The 19,078-nt window shown below is 73.3% G+C and carries 17 protein-coding genes; 5 read left to right on the top strand and 12 right to left on the bottom strand.

The window, feature by feature from the left end:
• Position 1 precedes the first annotated feature (1 nt).
• From BX285_RS30160 to BX285_RS30170, 3 genes are read right to left on the bottom strand one after another with little or no spacing between them, the layout of a single operon-like run.
• Positions 2-1,258: a beta-ketoacyl synthase gene (locus BX285_RS30160; protein WP_121178832.1), complete on the bottom strand. Its 1,257-nt coding sequence runs from the start codon at positions 1,256-1,258 to the stop codon at positions 2-4.
• Positions 1,255-1,680, bottom strand: a complete 426-nt coding sequence (locus tag BX285_RS30165) for a cupin domain-containing protein (RefSeq protein ID WP_097235008.1) — start codon at positions 1,678-1,680, stop codon at positions 1,255-1,257. The genes BX285_RS30160 and BX285_RS30165 overlap by 4 nt, the downstream gene beginning before the upstream one ends.
• Positions 1,681-1,709: 29 nt before the next feature.
• Positions 1,710-2,885 carry a SchA/CurD-like domain-containing protein gene (locus BX285_RS30170; RefSeq protein WP_097235007.1) on the bottom strand — a complete coding sequence of 392 codons (1,176 nt, stop codon included), beginning with the start codon at positions 2,883-2,885 and terminating at the stop codon, positions 1,710-1,712.
• Between the two features lie 302 nt (positions 2,886-3,187).
• Here BX285_RS30170 and BX285_RS30175 point away from each other — a divergent pair, with 302 nt between their 5' ends.
• Positions 3,188-4,813 (top strand): FAD-dependent monooxygenase, encoded by a 1,626-nt coding sequence (locus BX285_RS30175; protein ID WP_097235006.1) that lies wholly within the window; start codon positions 3,188-3,190, stop codon positions 4,811-4,813.
• An 85-nt stretch (positions 4,814-4,898) separates the two neighbouring features.
• On the opposite strand, the gene BX285_RS30180 is transcribed toward BX285_RS30175, so the two are convergent.
• Positions 4,899-6,560 (bottom strand): APC family permease, encoded by a 1,662-nt coding sequence (locus BX285_RS30180; RefSeq protein WP_121178833.1) that lies wholly within the window; start codon positions 6,558-6,560, stop codon positions 4,899-4,901.
• Between the two features lie 505 nt (positions 6,561-7,065).
• On the opposite strand from BX285_RS30180, the gene BX285_RS30185 reads away from it, so the two are divergent.
• Complete coding sequence (locus tag BX285_RS30185) at positions 7,066-7,968, top strand: EamA family transporter (protein WP_097235004.1); 903 nt, start codon at positions 7,066-7,068, stop codon at positions 7,966-7,968.
• A gap of 75 nt (positions 7,969-8,043) precedes the next feature.
• On the opposite strand, the gene BX285_RS30190 is transcribed toward BX285_RS30185, so the two are convergent.
• On the bottom strand, positions 8,044-8,370 hold the full coding sequence (locus BX285_RS30190) for a hypothetical protein (RefSeq protein ID WP_097235003.1): 327 nt from the start codon (positions 8,368-8,370) through the stop codon (positions 8,044-8,046).
• A gap of 137 nt (positions 8,371-8,507) precedes the next feature.
• Here BX285_RS30190 and BX285_RS30195 point away from each other — a divergent pair, with 137 nt between their 5' ends.
• Entirely contained in the window at positions 8,508-8,768 is a 261-nt protein-coding gene (locus tag BX285_RS30195; RefSeq protein WP_143685640.1) for a hypothetical protein, read from the top strand.
• A gap of 27 nt (positions 8,769-8,795) precedes the next feature.
• On the opposite strand, the gene BX285_RS30200 is transcribed toward BX285_RS30195, so the two are convergent.
• A complete protein-coding gene (locus tag BX285_RS30200) occupies positions 8,796-9,137 on the bottom strand; it encodes a hypothetical protein (protein ID WP_097235001.1) in 342 nt (113 codons plus the stop codon).
• On the bottom strand, positions 9,134-9,436 hold the full coding sequence (locus BX285_RS30205) for an SAV_915 family protein (RefSeq protein ID WP_121178834.1): 303 nt from the start codon (positions 9,434-9,436) through the stop codon (positions 9,134-9,136). The genes BX285_RS30200 and BX285_RS30205 overlap by 4 nt, the downstream gene beginning before the upstream one ends.
• A gap of 367 nt (positions 9,437-9,803) precedes the next feature.
• On the opposite strand from BX285_RS30205, the gene BX285_RS30210 reads away from it, so the two are divergent.
• Positions 9,804-12,026, top strand: coding sequence for an NADP-dependent isocitrate dehydrogenase (locus BX285_RS30210; protein WP_121178835.1), 2,223 nt, complete (start codon positions 9,804-9,806; stop codon positions 12,024-12,026).
• A gap of 175 nt (positions 12,027-12,201) precedes the next feature.
• On the opposite strand, the gene BX285_RS30215 is transcribed toward BX285_RS30210, so the two are convergent.
• On the bottom strand, positions 12,202-13,173 hold the full coding sequence (locus BX285_RS30215) for a cytochrome c oxidase assembly protein (protein WP_097234998.1): 972 nt from the start codon (positions 13,171-13,173) through the stop codon (positions 12,202-12,204).
• Positions 13,174-13,394: 221 nt separating this feature from the next.
• Here BX285_RS30215 and BX285_RS30220 point away from each other — a divergent pair, with 221 nt between their 5' ends.
• Positions 13,395-14,351, top strand: a complete 957-nt coding sequence (locus BX285_RS30220) for an NAD(P)-dependent oxidoreductase (RefSeq protein WP_121178836.1) — start codon at positions 13,395-13,397, stop codon at positions 14,349-14,351.
• Between the two features lie 85 nt (positions 14,352-14,436).
• Here the strand turns inward: BX285_RS30220 and BX285_RS30225 are convergent, their stop codons facing one another.
• The 4 genes from BX285_RS30225 to BX285_RS38785 form a co-directional block, all read right to left on the bottom strand.
• Positions 14,437-15,462 carry a 6-phosphofructokinase gene (locus tag BX285_RS30225; RefSeq protein ID WP_097234996.1) on the bottom strand — a complete coding sequence of 342 codons (1,026 nt, stop codon included), beginning with the start codon at positions 15,460-15,462 and terminating at the stop codon, positions 14,437-14,439.
• A gap of 352 nt (positions 15,463-15,814) precedes the next feature.
• Positions 15,815-16,543 carry a type 1 glutamine amidotransferase gene (locus tag BX285_RS30230; RefSeq protein WP_097234995.1) on the bottom strand — a complete coding sequence of 243 codons (729 nt, stop codon included), beginning with the start codon at positions 16,541-16,543 and terminating at the stop codon, positions 15,815-15,817.
• Positions 16,544-16,589: 46 nt separating this feature from the next.
• Positions 16,590-17,852 carry a MurT ligase domain-containing protein gene (locus BX285_RS30235; RefSeq protein WP_097234994.1) on the bottom strand — a complete coding sequence of 421 codons (1,263 nt, stop codon included), beginning with the start codon at positions 17,850-17,852 and terminating at the stop codon, positions 16,590-16,592.
• A gap of 262 nt (positions 17,853-18,114) precedes the next feature.
• Positions 18,115-18,813, bottom strand: a complete 699-nt coding sequence (locus BX285_RS38785) for a GNAT family N-acetyltransferase (RefSeq protein WP_097234993.1) — start codon at positions 18,811-18,813, stop codon at positions 18,115-18,117.
• Positions 18,814-19,078: the final 265 nt, after the last annotated feature.

The following is a 19,078-nucleotide window of genomic DNA, read 5'->3' on the forward strand; positions in this document are numbered from 1 at the left end:
CTCACCCCGTTCTGTTGAGCACGACGGCGGACTGGAATCCGCCGAATCCGCTGCCGACCGAGAGGATGTGGCTCAGCGGCAGCTCGCGCGCGGTGCGCGGCACGTAGTCGAGGTCGCACTCCGGGTCCGGAGTCTCGTAGTTGGCGGTCGGCGGAACGACGCCGTGGGCGAGCGCCAGGGTGCAGGCGACGACCTCGATGGCGCCGATGGCGCCGAGGGAGTGCCCGACCATCGACTTGATCGAGCTCATCGGGGTCTCGTAGGCGTGCCCGCCCAGCGAGCGCTTGACCGCCGCGGTCTCGTGGCGGTCGTTCTGCTTGGTGCCCGAGCCGTGCGCGTTGACGTAGTCGACGTCGGTGCGGTCGACCCGGGCGTGGGCCAGCGCGTGGTCGATCGCCCGGGACATCTCCAGCCCCTCCTTGGTGAGGCCGGTCATGTGGTAGGCGTTGCCGAAGGTCGCGAAGCCGCCGACCTCGCCGTAGATCCGGGCGCCGCGGCGGCGGGCGTGCTCCAGCTCCTCCAGCACCAGGACGGCGCCGCCCTCGCCGAGGACGAAGCCGTCGCGGCCGGCGTCGAAGGGGCGGGAGGCGTGCTCGGGGTCGTCGTTGCGCTCGCTGGTGGCCTTGATCGCGTCGAAGCAGGCGACGGTGATCGGCGAGATCGGGGAGTCGGAGGCGCCGGCGATGCAGATGTCGGCGCGGCCCTCCTCGACCGCCTGGAAGCCGTAGCCGATCGCGTCCAGGCCGGAGGTGCAGCCGGTGGAGACGGTCTGCACCGGGCCGTGGGCGCCGGCGCGCTCGGCGACCGCGGAGGCCAGCGTGCTGGGTGCGAAGGCCCGGTGCAGCTGCGGCTGCGCCTGCCGGTGGTCCACGTCCCAGCGCGCGCCGGCGGCGCTGACCAGGGCGTAGTCGTGCTCCAGCCGGGTGGTGCCGCCGACGGCGGTGCCGAGCGAGACGGCGATCCGCCACGGGTCCTCGGCGGCGAGGTCCAGGCCGGCGTCGGCGATCGCCTCGTCGGCCGCGACCATCGCGAACTGCACGTAGCGGTCGGCCCGTTGGACGTCCTCCGGGCCCAGCCCGTGGGCCGCCGGATCGAAGTCGACCTCGGCGGCGATCCGGGAGCGGAACCCGGCGGGGTCGAAGAGCGTGATGCCCCGGGTCGCGGTGCGGCCGGCCGTGAGGAGGTCCCAGAACGCCGGGACGCCGACCCCACCGGGCGCGACCACACCGATCCCGGTGACGGCCACGCGCCGGGTCACGAGGCCACCTTGGTGTGTTCCGGAGGGCCCGAGGCGGCGCTCTCCTCGGTGGTCACGTGGCCGAGGTCGGGGCGCGGGGCGAGCGGGCCGAGGTGGAAGACCATCCGGGCCTCGGTGTCGCCGACGTTGCGGAAGCGGTGGCGCATGTTGATCGGGATCATCAGGCCCTGGTCGGGCTTGAGCGGGTGGGGCTTCCCGTCCAGGTCCACCTCCAGCTCGCCGCAGACGACGAACACGAACTCCTCGGAGTACGGGTGGTAGTGCTCGCCGATCCGCTCGCCGGGCTTGACGATCGCCAGGCCCATGAAGCCGCTGGTCGCCCCGCAGCTGGTCGGGGTGAGCATGGTGCGGAGCTCGGCGCCGTGCCGGCGGTTCTCGGGCGCCTCGTCGACGTTGACGATCCGTGGGTACTGCGTGTTCATGGTGCTCTTCCTCCAAGAGTGACGGAACGTCAGTTTGCGCGGGGGTCGGCCGACTTGCGGTCGGTGACCGGGTTCATGGCGCGGGCTGCGAGGAAGGCGCTGAGGCCGGCGACGGTGCGCAGGTCGCCCTGCGGGCCGAGGTCGAGCAGCCCGGCGAGTACGGCCGCCTCCCGCTCGTCGGCCACGCCGAGGGCCGCCGCCGGGTCGGCCTCGGCCGGCACCCGCAGGTCGACCAGGCGCACCACCACGTCCTCGCGCTGGAAGACCGTGGCCGCCGCGACCGGCCCGGTCGGGTCGGCGGTGGCCAGGTTGTCGTGCTGGGCCAGCCGCTCGGCCACGGACTGGCCGTGGCCCGGGCGGACGGGGTAGAGCACGGCGTGCCGGTGCAGCCGGCCGGAGGCGGGGGAGCTGGCGATCGCCTGGTGCTTGGCGGGCAGCGCCGCCCTGGCGAAGAAGGCGCGCGCGGCCTGCGGGTCGCCCAGCTGGCGGGCCTCCTCCAGGTAGGGGTTGATCGCCTCCTCGACGGCCCGCACCTCGGGCTGCATCGCCACGTGGCGCAGCGCGTCGCCCAGGTTGCCGATCACCTCGACGGCCCGCACCACCCGGTTGCCGTGCATGAACAGCGAGGTGCGCTGCAGCCGGGTGTGCTCGTCCACCTCGGCCCGGGGGGAGGCGTAGCCGGAGAGGATCCGGGCCACCTCGGGCTCGCTGCCGGGCTTGACGGTGAAGGTCAGCGCGTGGCGGACCACGCCGTCCGGGCCCGGCGCGGCCTTCGGCGGGCCGACGTGCCCGGCGGGCGTGGTGCGCGGCAGGCCGGGCGGCACCTCCATCGGGGCGCGGGTGCCGGTGGAGCCGGCCGCCGAGGTCTCGCGCAGCACGGCGTAGCGCAGCGAGCGGAAGTTGTCGCTGACGCAGCCGTGCATCGGCTTGACCATCTCGCGGTGCGCCGGGCTGTCCACCCACTGCAGGAAGGTCTCCTGGTCCTCCCACTCGCTGGTGATCAGCCACTGGCGCGGGTCGTTGATCGACTGGCACAGCTGGTCGCTGACGTGGCCGGGGACCGAGGCCACCTGGTGCCGCAGCTGCTCGTAGACGTCGAGGAAGCGCTGCTGGGCACCGTCCTGGATCTCCAGCATCAGCACCACCCGCAACCGGGTGTCGGACTCGGCCTGCTGCTTCGGCTGGGGTTCGGACAGAGTTGTCATGATCCACTTTCTGCTCTGGGCCGCACGCTGCGGGCCGTGTCGGCCGCGCCCGGCGGGTGCTCCCCGGCCTGGGAGGCGGTGCGACGGCGGTCGGCCCGGGCAGTCGGCGCCAGGCCTGAGGTCGATCGTGGGCGGCGCAGCGGGTGCGGCGCGAGATTTGCGGGCCATCCGGGCGAAGGGGCGGCACAGGCCCCCTCCGGCGGGGGATGGAAGACCGGGGCCCCCGGCTGCGCGGGCCCATCGAGGGCGGCGCCGGGTCCAGTCGCCGGGCCGCGGAATCCCCTGACAGGGCGGAGCAATTGATGAATCCGAAGGTTGACGACCGGGTGCCGGTCCTGATCGTGGGCGGCTCGCTGGTCGGGCTGTCGGCCTCGCTCTTCCTCGGCCGGCTCGGGGTCAGACACCTGCTGGTCGAGAAGCACGCCGACACCTCGCATCACCCGCGGGGCCGGGGCAACAACATCCGCACGATGGAGCTGTACCGGGTCGCCGGGATCGAACCGGCCATCCGCGAGGCCGCCTCGGTCCTCGCCCCCAACCACGGCATCCTGCAGGCCCCCTCGCTGACCGGCGCCGAGCAGGAGTGGCTGTTCCGCGAGATCGACCCGGGCGGCCGGCTGGCCCGCTTCAGCCCCAGCTCCTGGTGCCTGTGCAGCCAGAACGACGTGGAGCCGGTGCTGCTGCGCGCGACCCGCGAGCTGGGCGGGGACGTGCGCTTCAGCACCGAGCTGGTCTCCTTCGAGCAGGACGACGAGGGCGTCACCTCGGTCCTGCGCAGCCGGGAGAACGGCGAGGAGCGGGTGGTGCGCTCGCAGTTCCTGATCGCGGCGGACGGCCCGCGCAGCCCGGTCCGCGAGCGCCTGGGCATCGGCCAGAGCGGCAAGGGCGAGCTGTTCCACAACGTCAGCATCACCTTCCGGGCGAAGCGCCTGGCAGAGGTCGTCGGCGACCGGCACTTCATCGCCTGCTACCTGACCAACCCGGAGGCCGACGGTGCGCTGCTGCCGGTGGACAACCAGGAGGAGTGGGTCTTCCACGCGCCCTGGCACCCCGAGCACGGCGAGCCGCTGGAGGCCTTCACCGACGAGCGCTGCGAGCGGCACATCCGCACCGCGGTCGGCCTGCCGGAGCTGGACGTCGAGGTGACCGGCCGGGCACCCTGGCACGCCGCCGAACGGGTGGCCGATCGGTACGGCGTCGGGCGGGTCTTCCTCGCCGGGGACTCCGCCCACGAGATGTCCCCGACCGGTGCGTTCGGCTCCAACACCGGCATCCAGGACGCCCACAACCTGGCCTGGAAGCTCGCCGCCGTGCTCTGCGGCTGGGCCGGGCCGAGGCTGCTGGAGACGTACGGGCAGGAGCGCCGCCCGGTCGCCCGGGTGACCAGTGAGCGGGCCTCGGCCCGCTCCGCCGAGCACAGCCACCCGGGCTACGCGGTGGTGCCGGGCGTCGGCCGGCAGGCCGGGGTGCTCGCGGTGGCGCTGGGCTACCGCTACCCGGTGGGTGCGGTGGTCGGGGCCGACCGGGAGGGCGCCGTCGTCCCCGAGAAGTTCGAGTCGGCGGGCGAGCCGGGCAGCCGGGCCCCGCACCAGTGGCTGCTGCGGGCGGGGGTGCGGCTGTCCACGCTGGACCTGTACGAGCAGGCGATGGTGCTGCTCACCGGACCCGAGGGCGGCGCCTGGCAGGCGGGCGCCCGGCGGGCGGCGGACCGGCTGGCCGTCCCGCTGGACGCCTACCGGATCGGTGACGGCGCCGAGGACGACCTGGCCCCGGAGCCGGGCACGGACTTCGCCGCCCTGCACGGGATCGGCCCGGAGGGAGCGGTTCTGGTCCGTCCGGACGGCTTCGTCGCCTGGCGCTCGCCCGGCCCGGTCCTGGACCCGGAGCAGGAGGTCGCCACGGTGCTGCGGACGGTGCTCGCCCTCTGAGGGCCGGTCCTCGGCATGCGGAAGGGCCCGCCGGTCGTCGTGCGACGACCGGCGGGCCCTTCGGTGCTTCGGTACTCAGGGGGTGTCAGTGACCGCCCGCGTCGACCACCTCGACGTCGGCGACCTCCCGCTCGATGGCCTCGGCGGGCAGGGCGACCCGGATCGCCCAGAAGTAGATGGCCAGCGCGAACACCGCGACCAGGGCCATGTCGTACCACATCGGGATCCGGCCGGCGCCGTCACCGAAGCCGCCCTGCCAGGAGATCAGGCCGAGGCCCAGCAGGTAGACCGGCAGCCACTGGGCGGACTTCCAGCTCAGCCGGGGCGCGTTCGGCAGGCCCTTGCGGGTGGCGTACCAGGCGTAGCTGCCGAGCAGGCCGTAGCCGAGCACGATCGCCATGCCCAGGCGGGACAGGGTGTGCCAGCCGGACCAGTAGATGATCAGGCTGGAGACCACGAACGCGGCCGGGGAGATGATCTCACCGAAGGGCAGCCGGTAGGAGCGCTCGCGGTCGGGCAGCCGGCGGCGCAGCGCGCCGAAGGCGAGCGGCGCGCCGGCGTACATCAGCACGCTGGCGGAGGTGATGAAGCCGACCAGCTCCTGCCAGCTCGGGAAGGGCAGGAAGCAGATCACGCCGGTGATGAACGACATGACCAGGCCGAACCACGGCACGCCGTTCTTGTCCAGCTTCTCGAACTGCTGCGGCGCGTAGCCGTTCTTGCTCAGGCCGTAGGAGATGCGGGAGGTGGAGGTGGTGTAGATCAGGCCGGTGCCGCCGGGGGAGACGATGGCGTCGAAGTACAGCACCCAGGAGAGCCAGCCGAGGCCGACCAGGGTGGCGAGGCCGGCGAACGGACCCTCGATGCCCGGGAAGTCGAGCTTGTCCCAGCCGTTGACGAAGGAGCTGACCGGCAGCGAGCCGATGAAGGCGACCTGCAGCAGGACGTAGATCAGGGTGCCGATGGCGACCGAGCCCAGCACGGCGCGGGGGATGTCGCGCTTGGGGTTGCGGCTCTCACCGGAGATCTGGATGGCCTGCTCGAAGCCGAGCAGGGCGAAGATGATGCCGCTGGAGCTGATCGCGGCGAGCACGCCCTTGGCACCGAACGGCGCGAAGCCGTGCGAGGTGAAGTTGGAGGCGTGGAAGTTGGTGATCGACAGCGCCAGGATCGTGAGCAGCGGGACGCCGATCTTGAGCCAGGTCGCGATCGAGTTGGTGGCCGCCAGGACCCGCACACCGAGGAAGTTGACCGCGACGAAGACACCCATCAGCAGGACCGCGACGATGAAGCCGCTGGTGGTGAGGGTGCCGTTGGCGTTCAGGAAGCTCTTGGCGAACTGCCAGTGGCCCGCGTAGCCGATCATCGCCTCGACCTCGATCGGGGCGACGGTGGCGGCCTGGAGCCAGGAGAACCAGCCGAAGGACATGCCGGCGAGGCCGCCGAAGGCGTAGTGCGGGTAGCGCGCGGTGCCACCGGCGACCGGGAACATCCCGCCGAGCTCGGCGTGCACGAAGGCGAGCAGCACGATCGCGACGGCGCCGATGCCCCAGGAGAGGAGGGCCGCCGGTCCGGCGGCGACGACGGCGTTCTTCGCGCCGAACAGCCAGCCGGAGCCGATGATCGAGCCGACCGAGGCCCACATGAGGCCGATGAGGCCCACGTGGCGCTTGAGCGACCGGTTGGTGGTGCCGGATTCGGCGCCGGTGCTCTGTCCGGGCGGCGAGATCTGGTTGAGGGAAGCCATGGGCGATCTCTCTGTGTGTGGGGGCTCCGGGGTGGGGAGCGCGGAGAGTTGCCACACAGTAGGGCTATTCATAGAGCTCTGCACAGATTTCATTACTGAATGTTTACTTTCTTTGCCTGATATCCCTGCAGGTAGGCGGCATTCTGTTCAGTTGTCTGTTACGTGACCGGCCAGTAGGTTCAGCATTTGAGCGCGAATTGAGCTTCGCCGTTCCCTCGGGCACCATTGACCACCCCGCCCGATCATAGGGATGACCGGAATCGCATAGTCATCCCGATGGATGTAAACGGCAATCGATCGAGGGGCGTCCGTGGGGCGCCGGCTCGCGATCGCCCGCGCGTAGGATCGACCCCGTGCGTCTCGTGATCCTTCCCCCGCCGGCCCGCTAGCGGGCGGCCCACTCCACCCACCCCGGCCCGGCGGACGCCGCCCACAGCCGGGGCGATGACTGCCGCCCGCGTACCCCAGCGGACCCGACCGGCATCTCATCGTGGAGTACCGACGCATGACCTCGTACGCTGCCGTGCCCTTCCGGCACGGCCTGTTGTCCATTTCCGCCGCCGCCGTCGCCTGGGGCGTGGGCGGGGCGGTGGCCGCGCTGCTGATGCGCACCAGCGGCCTCGGCCCGGTGGCCGTCTCCTGCTGGCGCTTCGGAGTCGCGGCGCTCTGCCTGGCCCTGCTGCCGACCGGCGGCGAAGCCCGGGCCGGACGGGGCGCCGTCCGGCGGGGCTCCGCCGGGTGGGGCCCCGCTCGGTGGGGCTCCGCCGTGTTGACCGGGCTGGGGCTGGCGATCAGCCAGTGCGCCTACTTCGGCTCCGTGCACTACGCGGGCCTGGGGCTGGGCACCCTGATCACCATCGGCGCCGGCCCCGTGCTCACCGGGCTCGGCGCCCACCTGCTGCTCGGCGAACGGCTGACCGGGCGTGCGCTCGGCGCGGTCGCCCTGGCGCTGGCGGGCCTCACCCTGCTGGTCGCCGCCCCGGCGGCCGGCCCGCGCCCGCTCCTGGGTGCGGCCCTGGCCGTCCTCGCGGGCGCCGGCCAGAGCGGCCTCACCCTCTGGGCCCGCGGCGGCGGCTCGGCCCGGGCCGGCACCGGCGCCTTCACCACTGGCCTGCTCTGCCTGCTCCCGCTCGCGGCCGTCCAGGGCGTCCTGCCGACGGCCGGGGAACCGGCGGTGACCGGGGCCGCGCTGCTCTTCCTGGGCACCGTGCCCACGCTGCTCGCCTACCGCTGGTACTTCACCGGGCTGACGGCCGTCCCGGGCACGACAGCCTCGGTGCTGGTGCTGCTGGAGCCGGCGACCGCGGCGGTGATCGGCGTGCTGTTCCTCGGCGAGCCGGTCACGGCCGGCCTGCTGGCCGGCTCGGCGCTGCTGCTCGCGGCGATCGCGGCGCTGGCCCGCGGCTAGGGCCCGTCCGGGCCCAAGGTCCGGCCGGGCCGCATCCGCGGGGGCGTTCCGCCTCTGCGGATGCGGCCCGCCGGGTCAGATGGTCCAGTCGATCGGGTAGTTGACGATCGGGGTGAACGTCACGCCGACCGCTTCCGCCTCCCCGCGGGCATCGACCACCATCTCCTTGAGGTGGTCCAACTGCCGCGCGTGCTCCACGGAGTCCCAGACGCTGACGTGGACGGCCGAGCCCTCCGGCGAGACGCCCGCGTAGAAGTGGATGAGCCCCGGAAGCCGCTGGATGGCCGGAATCAGGTAGGCCGAGGTCCTCGTGTTCATCGCGTGGACCTCCTCGAACCGGCTCGGGTCGAAGGTCGCGCGCGAGAGGCGGACATGGGCGGTTGTCGGCAACGGCTCGGTCATGGTGATCCCCCAGCGTCGATGAGTGACGTGCCGAGCCGGATCATAGGTGTCGAGGCGCGACGGGCGCAGGCGTCGTGGCCACCCGGGCGGGCGTCCTGTGGTCGCAGTGGGCGGGCGGCCGTGCTGGGGTGGTCGGCATGAAGCGCTCACACCTGGCCCGGGTGGCCGCCACGACCGCCTCCGTCCTCCTGTTCGCCCTCGCCGCCGGTGCCGCGGCCGCCGCCGCTGCTCCGGCGGCGGTGACCGGGCTCCGCGATGTCACCGCCGAGCAGTGCCGGGGCGCGGGCGGACACGTCGAGGGCAGCGGCTACTGCGTCGACGCGGTCGGCGAGGACGTCTGGGGCCAGCCAGTCGACGGCCAGGCGATCAACCCGGACCCGCGCCCCGGGCAGGAGTGACTTTCGGGCCCTCGGGCCGGGCACGTCTCAGGGCACCGGCCGCAGGGTCACCGGGGCCGGGGTGAGGGCGCGCAGGACCAGGTCGATGCGGACCCTGGCGGCGCCCGCACGGTGCAGGGCGGCGGCGACGGCCCGTAACTCCGGGAGGCCGGTGCAGGCGAGGCGGAGTTCCAGGTCGACCTCGCCGGCCAGCGCCAGGCCGCTCTGGACGGCCGGGAACTCGGCGGCGAGCCGGTCGAAGTCGAGCGGCACCGGGCCGTAGCTGACCCGGGCGATCGCGTGCAGGGCCCGGGCCGGCCGGGGCCGACCCTCCGGGGCCGGACCGCCCGGGAGCAGACCGCCCGGAAGGAGATGGAGCGGGGCGCTCACCGGTGCTGGAGAAGTGCGGTCGGGGCCGGGGCGAGCGGTGCGGCCGGGGCGGCGGGCGGGGCGACCAACCGGGGGTCCAGGACGAGGGAGTCGACCCCGAGCGGGGCGGTGAGCCCGCGCAGGGCGGGTTCGCCGAGTTCGGTGTACGCCTGGTCCGGTCCGAGGAGGGCGGCGAGGGCTTCGGGGCTGGAGAATCCGACCGCGCAGCGGCGGCCGTCGCGCAGGCGGAAGAGGCGGAGTGCGGTGGTGCTTCCGGTGCCGGAGGCGGTGACCGGAACGTGCCAGACGACGCGGGCCATGCGAATGCTCCCGAGTGGGGTGGTGGTGCCTGCCGGAACTGCTGTCTCGACGCTAGGGCGGCCCGCCCCTGGCGTCTGCGGTCCTGACGCAGCGTTGACCGAATGGGGTGGTGCGTTGACGCACTCCTGACGTTCGGCTCACCCGACCGGAATACACCACTTCCCGGGGGCGCTCGGTTTGCCCCGCGCTCCACCTCGGACGACCGTGGAGTTGGCCCCGCCCGCGTGCGCAGTGCGCCCCGCCCCGCGGCCGCCGGAGCGCCCCCGGCGGGACCGGCGCACGCTCCGGGGCGGGGGGAGGTGGAGCGAGGGGCCCGGGACGAGATATCTTGACGTCAAGACGTTGGAGACGTGAAGCGGAGTACCGATGACTGACTCGACCATCATCTATACGCACACCGACGAGGCTCCGGCCCTGGCGACCTACTCGTTCCTGCCGGTCGTCCAGGCCTACGCCTCGACCGCGGGTGTACGGGTGGAGACCCGCGACATCTCCCTGGCCGGGCGGATCATCGCGAGCTTCCCGGAGCGTCTGACCGAGGCCCAGCGGATCGGCGACGCCCTGTCCGAGCTGGGCGACCTGGCCAAGACCCCGAGCGCCAACATCATCAAGCTGCCGAACATCTCGGCCTCCGTGCCGCAGCTGAAGGCCGCCATCGCCGAGCTGCAGGCCCAGGGCTACGCCCTGCCGGACTACCCGGACGACCCGCAGACCGACGAGGACAAGGACGTCCGCGCCCGTTACGACAAGGTCAAGGGCAGCGCCGTCAACCCGGTCCTGCGCGAGGGCAACTCGGACCGCCGCGCCCCGCAGTCGGTCAAGAACTACGCCAAGACCCACCCGCACCGCATGGGCGCCTGGACGGCCGACTCCAAGACCAACGTCGCCACCATGGGCCGGAACGACTTCGCGAGCACCGAGAAGTCCACCGTGATCGCCGCCGACGGCGCCCTGCGCATCGAGCTGCTGGGCGAGGACGGCACCACCACCGTGCTGCGCGAGAAGGTGCCGGTGCTGGCCGGCGAGGTCGTCGACGCCTCCGTGATGCGCGCCGCCGCCCTGAACGAGTTCCTGGCCGCCCAGGTGGCCCGCGCCAAGGCCGAGGGCGTGCTGTTCTCGGTGCACCTCAAGGCCACCATGATGAAGGTCTCCGACCCGATCATCTTCGGCCACGTCGTGCGCGCCTTCTTCCCGAAGACCTTCGCGAAGTACGGCGAGGTCCTCGTCGCCGCCGGTCTGAACCCGAACAACGGCCTCGGCGGCATCCTGGCCGGCCTCGACAACGTGCCGCACCTGGGCGCCGAGATCAAGGCCTCCTTCGAGGCCGAGCTGGCCGAGGGCCCGGCCCTGGCCATGGTCGACTCCGACATGGGCATCACCAACCTGCACGTGCCGAGCGACGTCATCGTCGACGCCTCGATGCCGGCCATGATCCGCACCTCCGGCCACATGTGGGGCCCGGACGGCCAGGAGGCCGACACCCTCGCCGTGCTGCCGGACAGCAGCTACGCCGGCGTGTACCAGGCCGTCATCGACGACTGCCGCGCCAACGGCGCCCTCGACCCGGCCACCATCGGCTCGGTGCCGAACGTCGGCCTGATGGCGCAGAAGGCCGAGGAGTACGGCTCGCACGACAAGACCTTCGAGATCGCGGCCGCGGGCACCGTCCGCCTGGTCGACACCGAGGGCAACGTGGTGCTGGAGCAGGCCGTCCAGCCGGGCGACATCTTCCGCGCCTGCCAGACCAAGGACCTGCCGATCCAGGACTGGGTCAAGCTGGCCGTCACCCGCGCCCGCGCCACCGGCGACCCGGCGGTGTTCTGGCTGGACGAGAACCGCGCCCACGACGCCGTGCTGATCGAGAAGGTCAAGCGGTACCTGCCGGAGCACGACACCACCGGCCTGCAGATCGAGATCAAGTCCCCGGTCGAGGCCACCACCTTCTCGCTGGAGCGCATCCGCCGCGGCGAGAACACCATCTCGGTGACCGGTAACGTCCTGCGCGACTACCTGACCGACCTGTTCCCGATCCTGGAGCTGGGCACCAGCGCCAAGATGCTGTCGGTCGTCCCGCTGATGGCGGGCGGCGGCCTGTTCGAGACCGGCGCCGGTGGCTCCGCCCCGAAGCACGTCCAGCAGCTGGTCAAGGAGAACTACCTGCGCTGGGACAGCCTGGGCGAGTTCTTCGCGCTGGCCGCCAGCTTCGAGCACCTGGCCACCACCACCGGCAACGCCCGCGCCCAGGTGCTGGCCGACACCCTGGACCGCGCCACCGGTACCTTCCTCAACGAGGACAAGTCGCCGAGCCGCCGCCTCGGTGGCATCGACAACCGCGGCAGCCACTTCTACCTGGCCACCTACTGGGCCCAGGAGCTGGCCAAGCAGACCGCCGACGCCGAGCTGGCCCAGGCCTTCGCGGGCCTGGCCGAGGCGCTGACCTCGCAGGAGCAGGTCATCGTGGACGAGCTGATCGCCGTCCAGGGCTCGCCGGTCGACCTCGGCGGCTACTACCAGCCGGACCCGGCCAAGGCCGCCGCCGTGATGCGTCCGTCCAAGACCTTCAACGAGGCGCTCGCCAACCTCGGCTGAACCAGGCCGGGCTGAACCACCGGGAGGCCCCCGGGTCCGTCACCGCGGACCCGGGGGCCTCCTCGTGCCGGTCGGTACGACCGCAGACGGCGGAACCCCCGTTCCGTCGGCGGAACGGGGGTTCTCGGGAACGGGGGTTCCGGGTGGTCCCGGGCGCCGGGGACCGGTGCCGGGCTCAGCCCGCCTCGGCCGCGCCCGGGCGCCGGTCGCGCTTGTGCAGCGAGGCCAGGTAGGCGTTGTACGCCTCGAGCTCGGCGTCGCCGGAACGGTCCTCGGCGCGGTCGCGGCGGCGGGCCTGCCGCTGCTCGGAGCCCATCCACTGGTAGACCAGGGCGATCAGCACGATCGCGGTCGGGATCTCGCCGAACGCCCAGGTGATCCCGCCGGCCAGCTTCTGGTCCTCCAGCAGGTCCGTCCCGGGCGGCGCGCCCTCCGCGGTGAAGGTGGTGACCAGCGGGTGGGCGGCCATCATCACCGCCACGCCGAAGAACGCGTGGAACGGCATCCCCATGAACAGCTCGATGATCCGCAGCACGTGGCCGGGGCGGTGCGGGCCCGGGTCCACGCCCATGATCGGCCAGAAGAAGGCCAGGCCGGTGAGGAGGAAGTGCACCATCATGGCGATGTGCCCGAGGCGGTACTGCATCAGGAAGTCGAACAGCGGGGTGAAGTAGACCCCGTACAGGCTCGCGATGAACAGCGGGATGGTGAACGCCGGGTGCGAGACGATCCGGACGTACCGGCTGTGCAGCAGCGCCACCAGCAGCTCGCGCGGCCCGCGCGGGCGGCCCTTGCCGGCCGGGCGCAGAGCCCGCAGCGCCAGGGTGATCGGGGCGCCCAGCAGCAGCAGGATCGGCGTCAGCATGGAGAGCACCATGTGCTGGATCATGTGCGCGCTGAACAGCACCATGCCGTAGTCGTTCAGCCCGCTGCAGGTCACCAGCAGCAGGGTGGCGACGCCGGCCGCCCAGCCGACCATCCGGCCGACCGGCCAGCGGTCGCCGCGCCGGTACAGCCGGACCACGCCCGCCGCGTAGAGCCCCAGGAGGACCAGGCCGCCGATCAGGAACACCCAGTCCGGGGACCAGGTCCAGACGTTGGAGAAGGTGAACGGGCCTAGCCGGGTCATCCCGCCGTGGTGGTGCATTCCTGACATTCCGTCGCCCATCGGCGGGTCCTGCTTTCCGTCCTGGTGGTCCCCGGTGGGGTCCGGTTCGCCCGTTTTGCTTGGCATACAGCCTAGGTGGGCCTTACCTCGGGCCCTGCCCCCACCCCCTCCGTACGGGTGTCCCCTCCCGTTCTCCCCCCGTCGGCCGGTCGGTTTCCCGCTGGCTAGACTGGCCGGTTGGTCGGCAGGGAGGGCCAGTCATGGCAGCGGAACAGGGAGCTGCGGCGGGGACCACGGTCGCGCTGACCGGCGCGACCGGCTTCATCGGCTCCGAGGTGCTGGCGGCCCTCCGGGCGCGCGGCGCACGGGTACGGGCACTGGCCCGCAGGGTGCCGGAGGGCGCCCGTCCCGGCACCGTCTGGGTGCCGGGCGACCTCGCCGACGCGACGGCGCTGGCGGACCTCTGCGAGGGCGCCGGGGTGCTGGTCCACCTGGCCTCCCGGGTCGACGGCCGCACCGAGGAGTGCGAGGCGGTCAACGTGCGGGGCGCGGCCGCGGTGATGGCCGCCGCCACCCGCGCCGGGGTGCCCCGGATCGTCCACCTCTCGACCTCGGCCGTGTACGGGGAGGGCCCGCACGCGGGCATCGAGGTGGACGAGGTGCGGCCCGCCCCGCTGTCCGAGGCCAGCCGCACCCGGCTGCTCGGCGAGCGCCACGCCCTGGCGGCCGGCGCCTGCGTGCTGCGCCCCGGGCTGGTGACCGGGACGGGCGACCGCTGGGTGGTGCCCGCCCTGGCCGAGCTGGTCCGCCGGGTGCCGGGCCGCTGGGAGGGCGGCGAGGCCCGGATCTCGCTGGTGGACCGCACCGATCTGGCCCGGCTGATCACCGCGCTCGCCCTGGACGGCCGGGCCGCCCCGCCCGGCGTCCACCACGCCTCCCACCCCGAGCCGGTCCGCAGCGGCGACCTGATCGCCGCGCTGGCCGCGCTCGGGCTGCTGCCCGTGCCGGACGGCCCGGACCTGCCGTGGGAGGAGTGCCGCCGGCTGCTGGCGGCCGCCCCCGGCCAGGTGTCCGAGCGCCAGTTCGCCCTGATCGCCCGCGACCACTGGTACCGCAGCGAGGCCGTCTGGCGCCTGGCCGCCTGCCCGCCCGGCCCCGGCCCGCTCGCCCGCCTCCCGCAGGCCGCGGCCTGGTACCGCGCGGCGCTCGGCAGCTGAAGGCGCCTGGCGCACGTGCGAAGGCCCCCGGACCGTGGGGCGGGAGTCCGGGGGCCTTCGGCGGGCGGGCAGGGGCGAGAGGCGGTCAGAGGACCGTCTCGGCCTCCAGGTAGCGCTCCTGCGGGACGGTCTTCAGCTCGGCGACCGCCTCGGCCAGCGGGACCAGGTTGATGTTGGTGCCCTGCAGTGCGGTGATGTGCCCGAAGGCGCCCTTGTGGACGGCCTCGACGGCGTGCCAGCCGAAGCGGGTGGCGAGGACCCGGTCGTAGGCGGTGGGGGTACCGCCGCGCTGGGTGTGGCCGAGGATGACCGGGCGGGCCTCCTTGCCGAGGCGGTGCTCCAGTTCGCGGGAGAGCTGGGTGGCGATGCCGGTGAACCGCTCGTGGCCGTAGATGTCCTTGGTGCCCTCCTCCCAGTGCATGGTGCCGGGTTCGGGCTTGGCGCCCTCGGCGCAGACCACGATGGCGAACTTCTTCTGCCGGTCGAAGCGTTCGCGGACGACGGCGGTGAGCTTGTCGATGTGGAAGGGGCGCTCCGGGACGACGATGGCGTGCGCGCCGGCCGCCATGCCCGCGTTCAGCGCGATCCAGCCGGTGTGCCGGCCCATGACCTCGACGACCATGACCCGCTGGTGGGACTCGGCGGTGGTCTTCAGCCGGTCCAGGGCCTCGGTGGCGACCGAGACGGCGGTGTCGAAACCGAAGGTCACGTCGGTGGCGGCGATGTCGTTGTCGATGGTCTTCGGCACGCCGACGATCGGCAGGCCCGCGTCGCTCATCAGCTTGGCGGCCTTGAGGGTGCCCTCGCCGCCGATCGGGATGACCGCGTCGAGGCCGAGGTCGGAGCAGTACTTCTTGGCCCGCTCGACGCCGTCCCGCAGGTGGCTGGGCTGGACGCGGGAGGACCCGAGGATGGTGCCGCCCTGGGCCAGGATGCCGCTCACCGAATCGATGGTCAGGGGGCGGTGGTGGCCCTCCAGGAACCCGCGCCACCCGTCCTCGAACCCGATGATCTCGTCGCCGTGGTCGACCACCCCCCGGTGGACCACGGACCGGATCACCGCGTTCAGGCCGGGGCAGTCACCGCCGCTGGTCAGCACTCCGATACGCATTAGCTTTGCAACTCCCGAGCAGAACCGAGGAAACGGCCGGACTACAGGCTGGGACGACGAGCCGTCACCGCGGCGGGGCGCTCCCGCGCCGGGGTGGCGGGGAGTCGGCCGTGGGGTGAAGGACCGGTCGGTCCGGACAGAACGTCCGAAACCGACCGTGGTGTCGAGCATACGGCCCCTGGTCCGGCCGGGCAGGAGCCGACGCGGGAGCGGCGCCGTCGGCGCCCCCGCGCGGAAGTGCAGCCTGCTGCCGAGGAGGGTGTGCAGTAGGCAGCCCCATTGTCGTACGTCCGGGGCCGCCCGCGGGCCGGGTGACCGCATCGCGGGCACCCGGCCGGGGCGTACGGAGGTACTACTGGGGGCGCGTCGCGGCGGCGATGCGCTCGGCGCGCAGCGCGTCGTACCAGGTGGTGTCCGCCGGCGGCAGGGCGTTGACGTCCAGCGCCAGCTTGATCAGCATGTCGGCCACGGCGGGGTTGCGCGCCAGCACCGGGCCGTGCAGGTAGGTGCCGAAGACGGTGTCCCGCCAGGCGCCCTCGGTGCCGTCGCCGGTGCCGTTGCCCCGGCCGACGGAGACGGTGGCGAAGGGCTGGACGCCCTGGCCGAGGTGGGTGACGCCCTGGTGGTTCTCGAAGCCGGTCAGCTGCGGCAGGCCGAGCCGCGGGTCGACGTCGGCGAGCACGTCGCCGACGCAGCGGGCGCCCTCGCCGCGCTGGGTCCAGACGTCGAGCAGGCCCAGGCCCGGCTCGCGCTCGCCGAGGTCGTTGATGAACTCGTGGCCCATGATCTGGAAGCCCGCGCAGACGCCGAAGATGATCGCGCCGTTCTCGGCGGCCCGCACCAGGCCGGTGTCGGCGCGCAGCCGCTCGGCGGCCAGGCGCTGCGGGCGGTCCTCGCCGCCGCCGATCAGGTAGATGTCGCCGCTGGTGGGGATCGCCTGGTCGGAGCGGACGTCGATCCGGGTCACGTTGAGGTGGCGCTGGCGGGCCCGGCGCTCCACGACCAGGGCGTTGCCCCGGTCGCCGTAGGTGCTGAGCAGGTCCGGGTAGACCCAGACCACGCGCAGGCTGCTCTCACTCATCCTCGAAGGCCTTCCGTCACGTAAAGGTGGGAGTGCGGGCGCGGCATCAGCCGGCCACGACCTTCCGCAGCTGCTGGAAGGCGGTGTAGTTGGCGATGGCCTCGATCCGGCCGGGCGGGGCCATCCGGACGGCCTGCTCCAGGGTGTCCACCACGTGGAACTGGAGCCCGGCGACCTCCAGGCGCACGGCCAGGTCCAGCTTGCGCTGGCCCATCACGAAGACCGGGTGCCCGGCGAGGCGCTCGTAGTCGACGTCCCACAGCCAGGAGGTGTCGGTGCCGTCGGCGTCGAGGGCGTTGACGGAGAGGATCACCGGGGCGGGCGGGCCGTCGATCAGCGAGAAGGTCTCCAGCCAGCCGGCCGGGTTCTTGGCGAGCAGCAGCCGGATGTCGCGGCCCTGGTACTGCACCACGTCGTAGCGGCCGGCCACGGCGGCCACCGAGCGCATCCGCTCCAGGGCGACCTGCGGGGAGACGCCGAACACGGCGGCGACGGCGGCCGAGCTGGTGGCGTTGGCCAGGTTGGCCCGGCCGGGCAGCTGCAGCTGGATCGGCCAGGCGCCGCGCTGAGGGTCGATCACGTGGGTGCCCTGGAGGGCCCAGTGCGGGTTGGGGCGCCGGAAGCCGCAGTCCTGGCAGAACCAGTCGTCGCCGGGGCGCTGCATCACACCGCCGCAGGCGGGGCAGGACCAGGCGTCCTCCTTCCAGGCCTGTCCGGCGGCCACCCAGACCACCTTCTTGCAGGAGGAGGCGGCCCAGGTCACCAGCGGGTCGTCGGCGTTGGCGATGACCACGGCCTCGGTGTTCTGCAGGCCCTCGCGCCACTTCTCGGCCATCATCCGGGTCTCGGCGGCGCGGTCGAGCTGGTCGCGGGAGAGGTTGAGCAGGGCGATCGCCTTGGGGCGGGTGTCGCGGGCGACCATCGCCAGGTACTTCTCGTCGACCTCGATCACGCCGAAGCGGGCCTCGGTGCCGCCCGCCAGGGCGGACGTGATGCCGGCCGGCATGTTGGCGCCCAGGGCGTTGGAGACCACCGGGCCGGCGGCGCGCAGCGCCTCGGCGATCAGGCGGGTGGTGGTGGTCTTGCCGTTGGTCGCGCTGACCAGGACGACGTCGAGGTGGTCGGCGAGGGTGGCGAGCAGGTCGGGGTCGAGCTTGAGGGCGACCTTGCCGCCGATCACCGAGCCGCTCCCGCGTCCGGCCTTGCGCGACACGGCGGCGGCGACCCGGCCGGCCGTGACCGCGATCTTGGCGCGGGCCGGCAGCGAGGCGTCGCGTGCGCCTGTGGGCTCCGATTCGGTGCCTGCCATGCTCAGTGGTTCCTCCTTGCTGCGGCACCACCCGGGTCCGGACAACGGGCCGTCGGGCGGCGGGGACGGGGGTCAGCCTACCGACTCCGTCGCCCGACCGGACGAACCGGACCCCGTGCCGCCTGCCGGGACGCGGCGGTGGGGGCTTCTGACGTTCCGTCAAGGAGGGCCGTGTACGGAGGGAGCCTTCGTTCCTTGACGACGTTCCAGGAGGGCCCCGGGGTTCCGTCGCGTCCCTGGTAAGGATCTGGTGAAGAAATGATCAGCGGCCCGGGTGGTGGGCGTGGGCGACCGGGTCCGCGGCGCCCAGGGAGGCCGTGATCACCAGGGTGCCGCCCTCGGCGCTGAAGTCCAGCGGCGCGGCCAGCCGGCGCATCGCGGCGATCAGACCCGCGTTGGCGGCGTGCGTCAGCGCGTACACCGTCCCGATGCCGGCCGCCCGGGCCGTCGCCGACAGCCGGCGCAGCAGCGCCACCCCCAGGCCGCGCCGCTGCCAGCCGTCCTCGACCAGCACGGCCAGCTCGGCCTCGCCGTCGTCCCACATCAGGTGCCCCAGCGCGAGGATCCGCCCGTCCGGGGCGACCACGGCCAGGCTGCGGCCGTGCCGCGGGTCCAGCAGGTGGTCGAGGTAGCGGTCGGCGTCGCGGACCGGGCCGTGGTAGCGCAACCGCAACGCGGCGGGGGAGCAGCGGGCGTGCATCGCCAGCGCCGCCGTCTTGTCGGCGGGGCCGGCCGGACGCAGCAGCACCTCGGTCCCGTCCGGCAGGGACAGCCGGGACGGGGCCTGCGGCGCCGGGCCGGCCGGGCGCAGCGACGGCAGGTGCGGCCGGGCGGTCCGGTGCGGGCCGCCGGTGAGCGCGGGCAGCCGGGTGGCCTGGCCGTCGGGCGCCGCGCACCTGCGGTCCGACCTGCGGAAGGGCCGGTGCCAGAGCCGTTCGGGGCGAGTGCGTGATGCCGTCATGCCGCCGACGCTACCGACGCTGCGCTTCCGCTCGGTTACGTGATCGTGAACGGCCGAATGCCCGGGACACGCCCGGGACACGCCCGGGACCTGCCGGGGCCGGGCCGGGACGGGGCGCCCCCGCCCCCGGGACGCGACCGGAAGAGGTCCAGACCGGTGCCTCATGCGGGTGGGACAGCGGGCGGCCGACGGTGGATCCCGTGACCGGCGCTCCCGCTGAGCAGGACGCCGGGCTTCCCCCCGTACCACGCACCGAAGGCACTTC

Origin of the sequence: Streptomyces sp. 1114.5 (assembly GCF_003635085.1) — a bacterium.
GTDB lineage: Bacteria > Actinomycetota > Actinomycetes > Streptomycetales > Streptomycetaceae > Kitasatospora.

Bases quoted from the DNA above. Each gene is read 5' to 3' on its own strand.
- BX285_RS30165 (WP_097235008.1), bottom strand. From the start codon at position 1,680: ATGAACACGCAGTACCCACGGATCGTCAACGTCGACGAGGCGCCCGAG.
- BX285_RS30170 (WP_097235007.1), bottom strand. From the start codon at position 2,885: ATGACAACTCTGTCCGAACCCCAGCCGAAGCAGCAGGCCGAGTCCGAC.
- BX285_RS30175 (WP_097235006.1), top strand. From the start codon at position 3,188: ATGAATCCGAAGGTTGACGACCGGGTGCCGGTCCTGATCGTGGGCGGC.
- BX285_RS30180 (WP_121178833.1), bottom strand. From the start codon at position 6,560: ATGGCTTCCCTCAACCAGATCTCGCCGCCCGGACAGAGCACCGGCGCC.
- BX285_RS30185 (WP_097235004.1), top strand. From the start codon at position 7,066: ATGACCTCGTACGCTGCCGTGCCCTTCCGGCACGGCCTGTTGTCCATT.
- BX285_RS30190 (WP_097235003.1), bottom strand. From the start codon at position 8,370: ATGACCGAGCCGTTGCCGACAACCGCCCATGTCCGCCTCTCGCGCGCG.
- BX285_RS30195 (WP_143685640.1), top strand. From the start codon at position 8,508: ATGAAGCGCTCACACCTGGCCCGGGTGGCCGCCACGACCGCCTCCGTC.
- BX285_RS30205 (WP_121178834.1), bottom strand. From the start codon at position 9,436: ATGGCCCGCGTCGTCTGGCACGTTCCGGTCACCGCCTCCGGCACCGGA.
- BX285_RS30210 (WP_121178835.1), top strand. From the start codon at position 9,804: ATGACTGACTCGACCATCATCTATACGCACACCGACGAGGCTCCGGCC.
- BX285_RS30215 (WP_097234998.1), bottom strand. From the start codon at position 13,173: ATGCACCACCACGGCGGGATGACCCGGCTAGGCCCGTTCACCTTCTCC.
- BX285_RS30220 (WP_121178836.1), top strand. From the start codon at position 13,395: ATGGCAGCGGAACAGGGAGCTGCGGCGGGGACCACGGTCGCGCTGACC.
- BX285_RS30225 (WP_097234996.1), bottom strand. From the start codon at position 15,462: ATGCGTATCGGAGTGCTGACCAGCGGCGGTGACTGCCCCGGCCTGAAC.
- BX285_RS30230 (WP_097234995.1), bottom strand. From the start codon at position 16,543: ATGAGTGAGAGCAGCCTGCGCGTGGTCTGGGTCTACCCGGACCTGCTC.
- BX285_RS30235 (WP_097234994.1), bottom strand. From the start codon at position 17,852: ATGGCAGGCACCGAATCGGAGCCCACAGGCGCACGCGACGCCTCGCTG.
- BX285_RS38785 (WP_097234993.1), bottom strand. From the start codon at position 18,813: ATGACGGCATCACGCACTCGCCCCGAACGGCTCTGGCACCGGCCCTTC.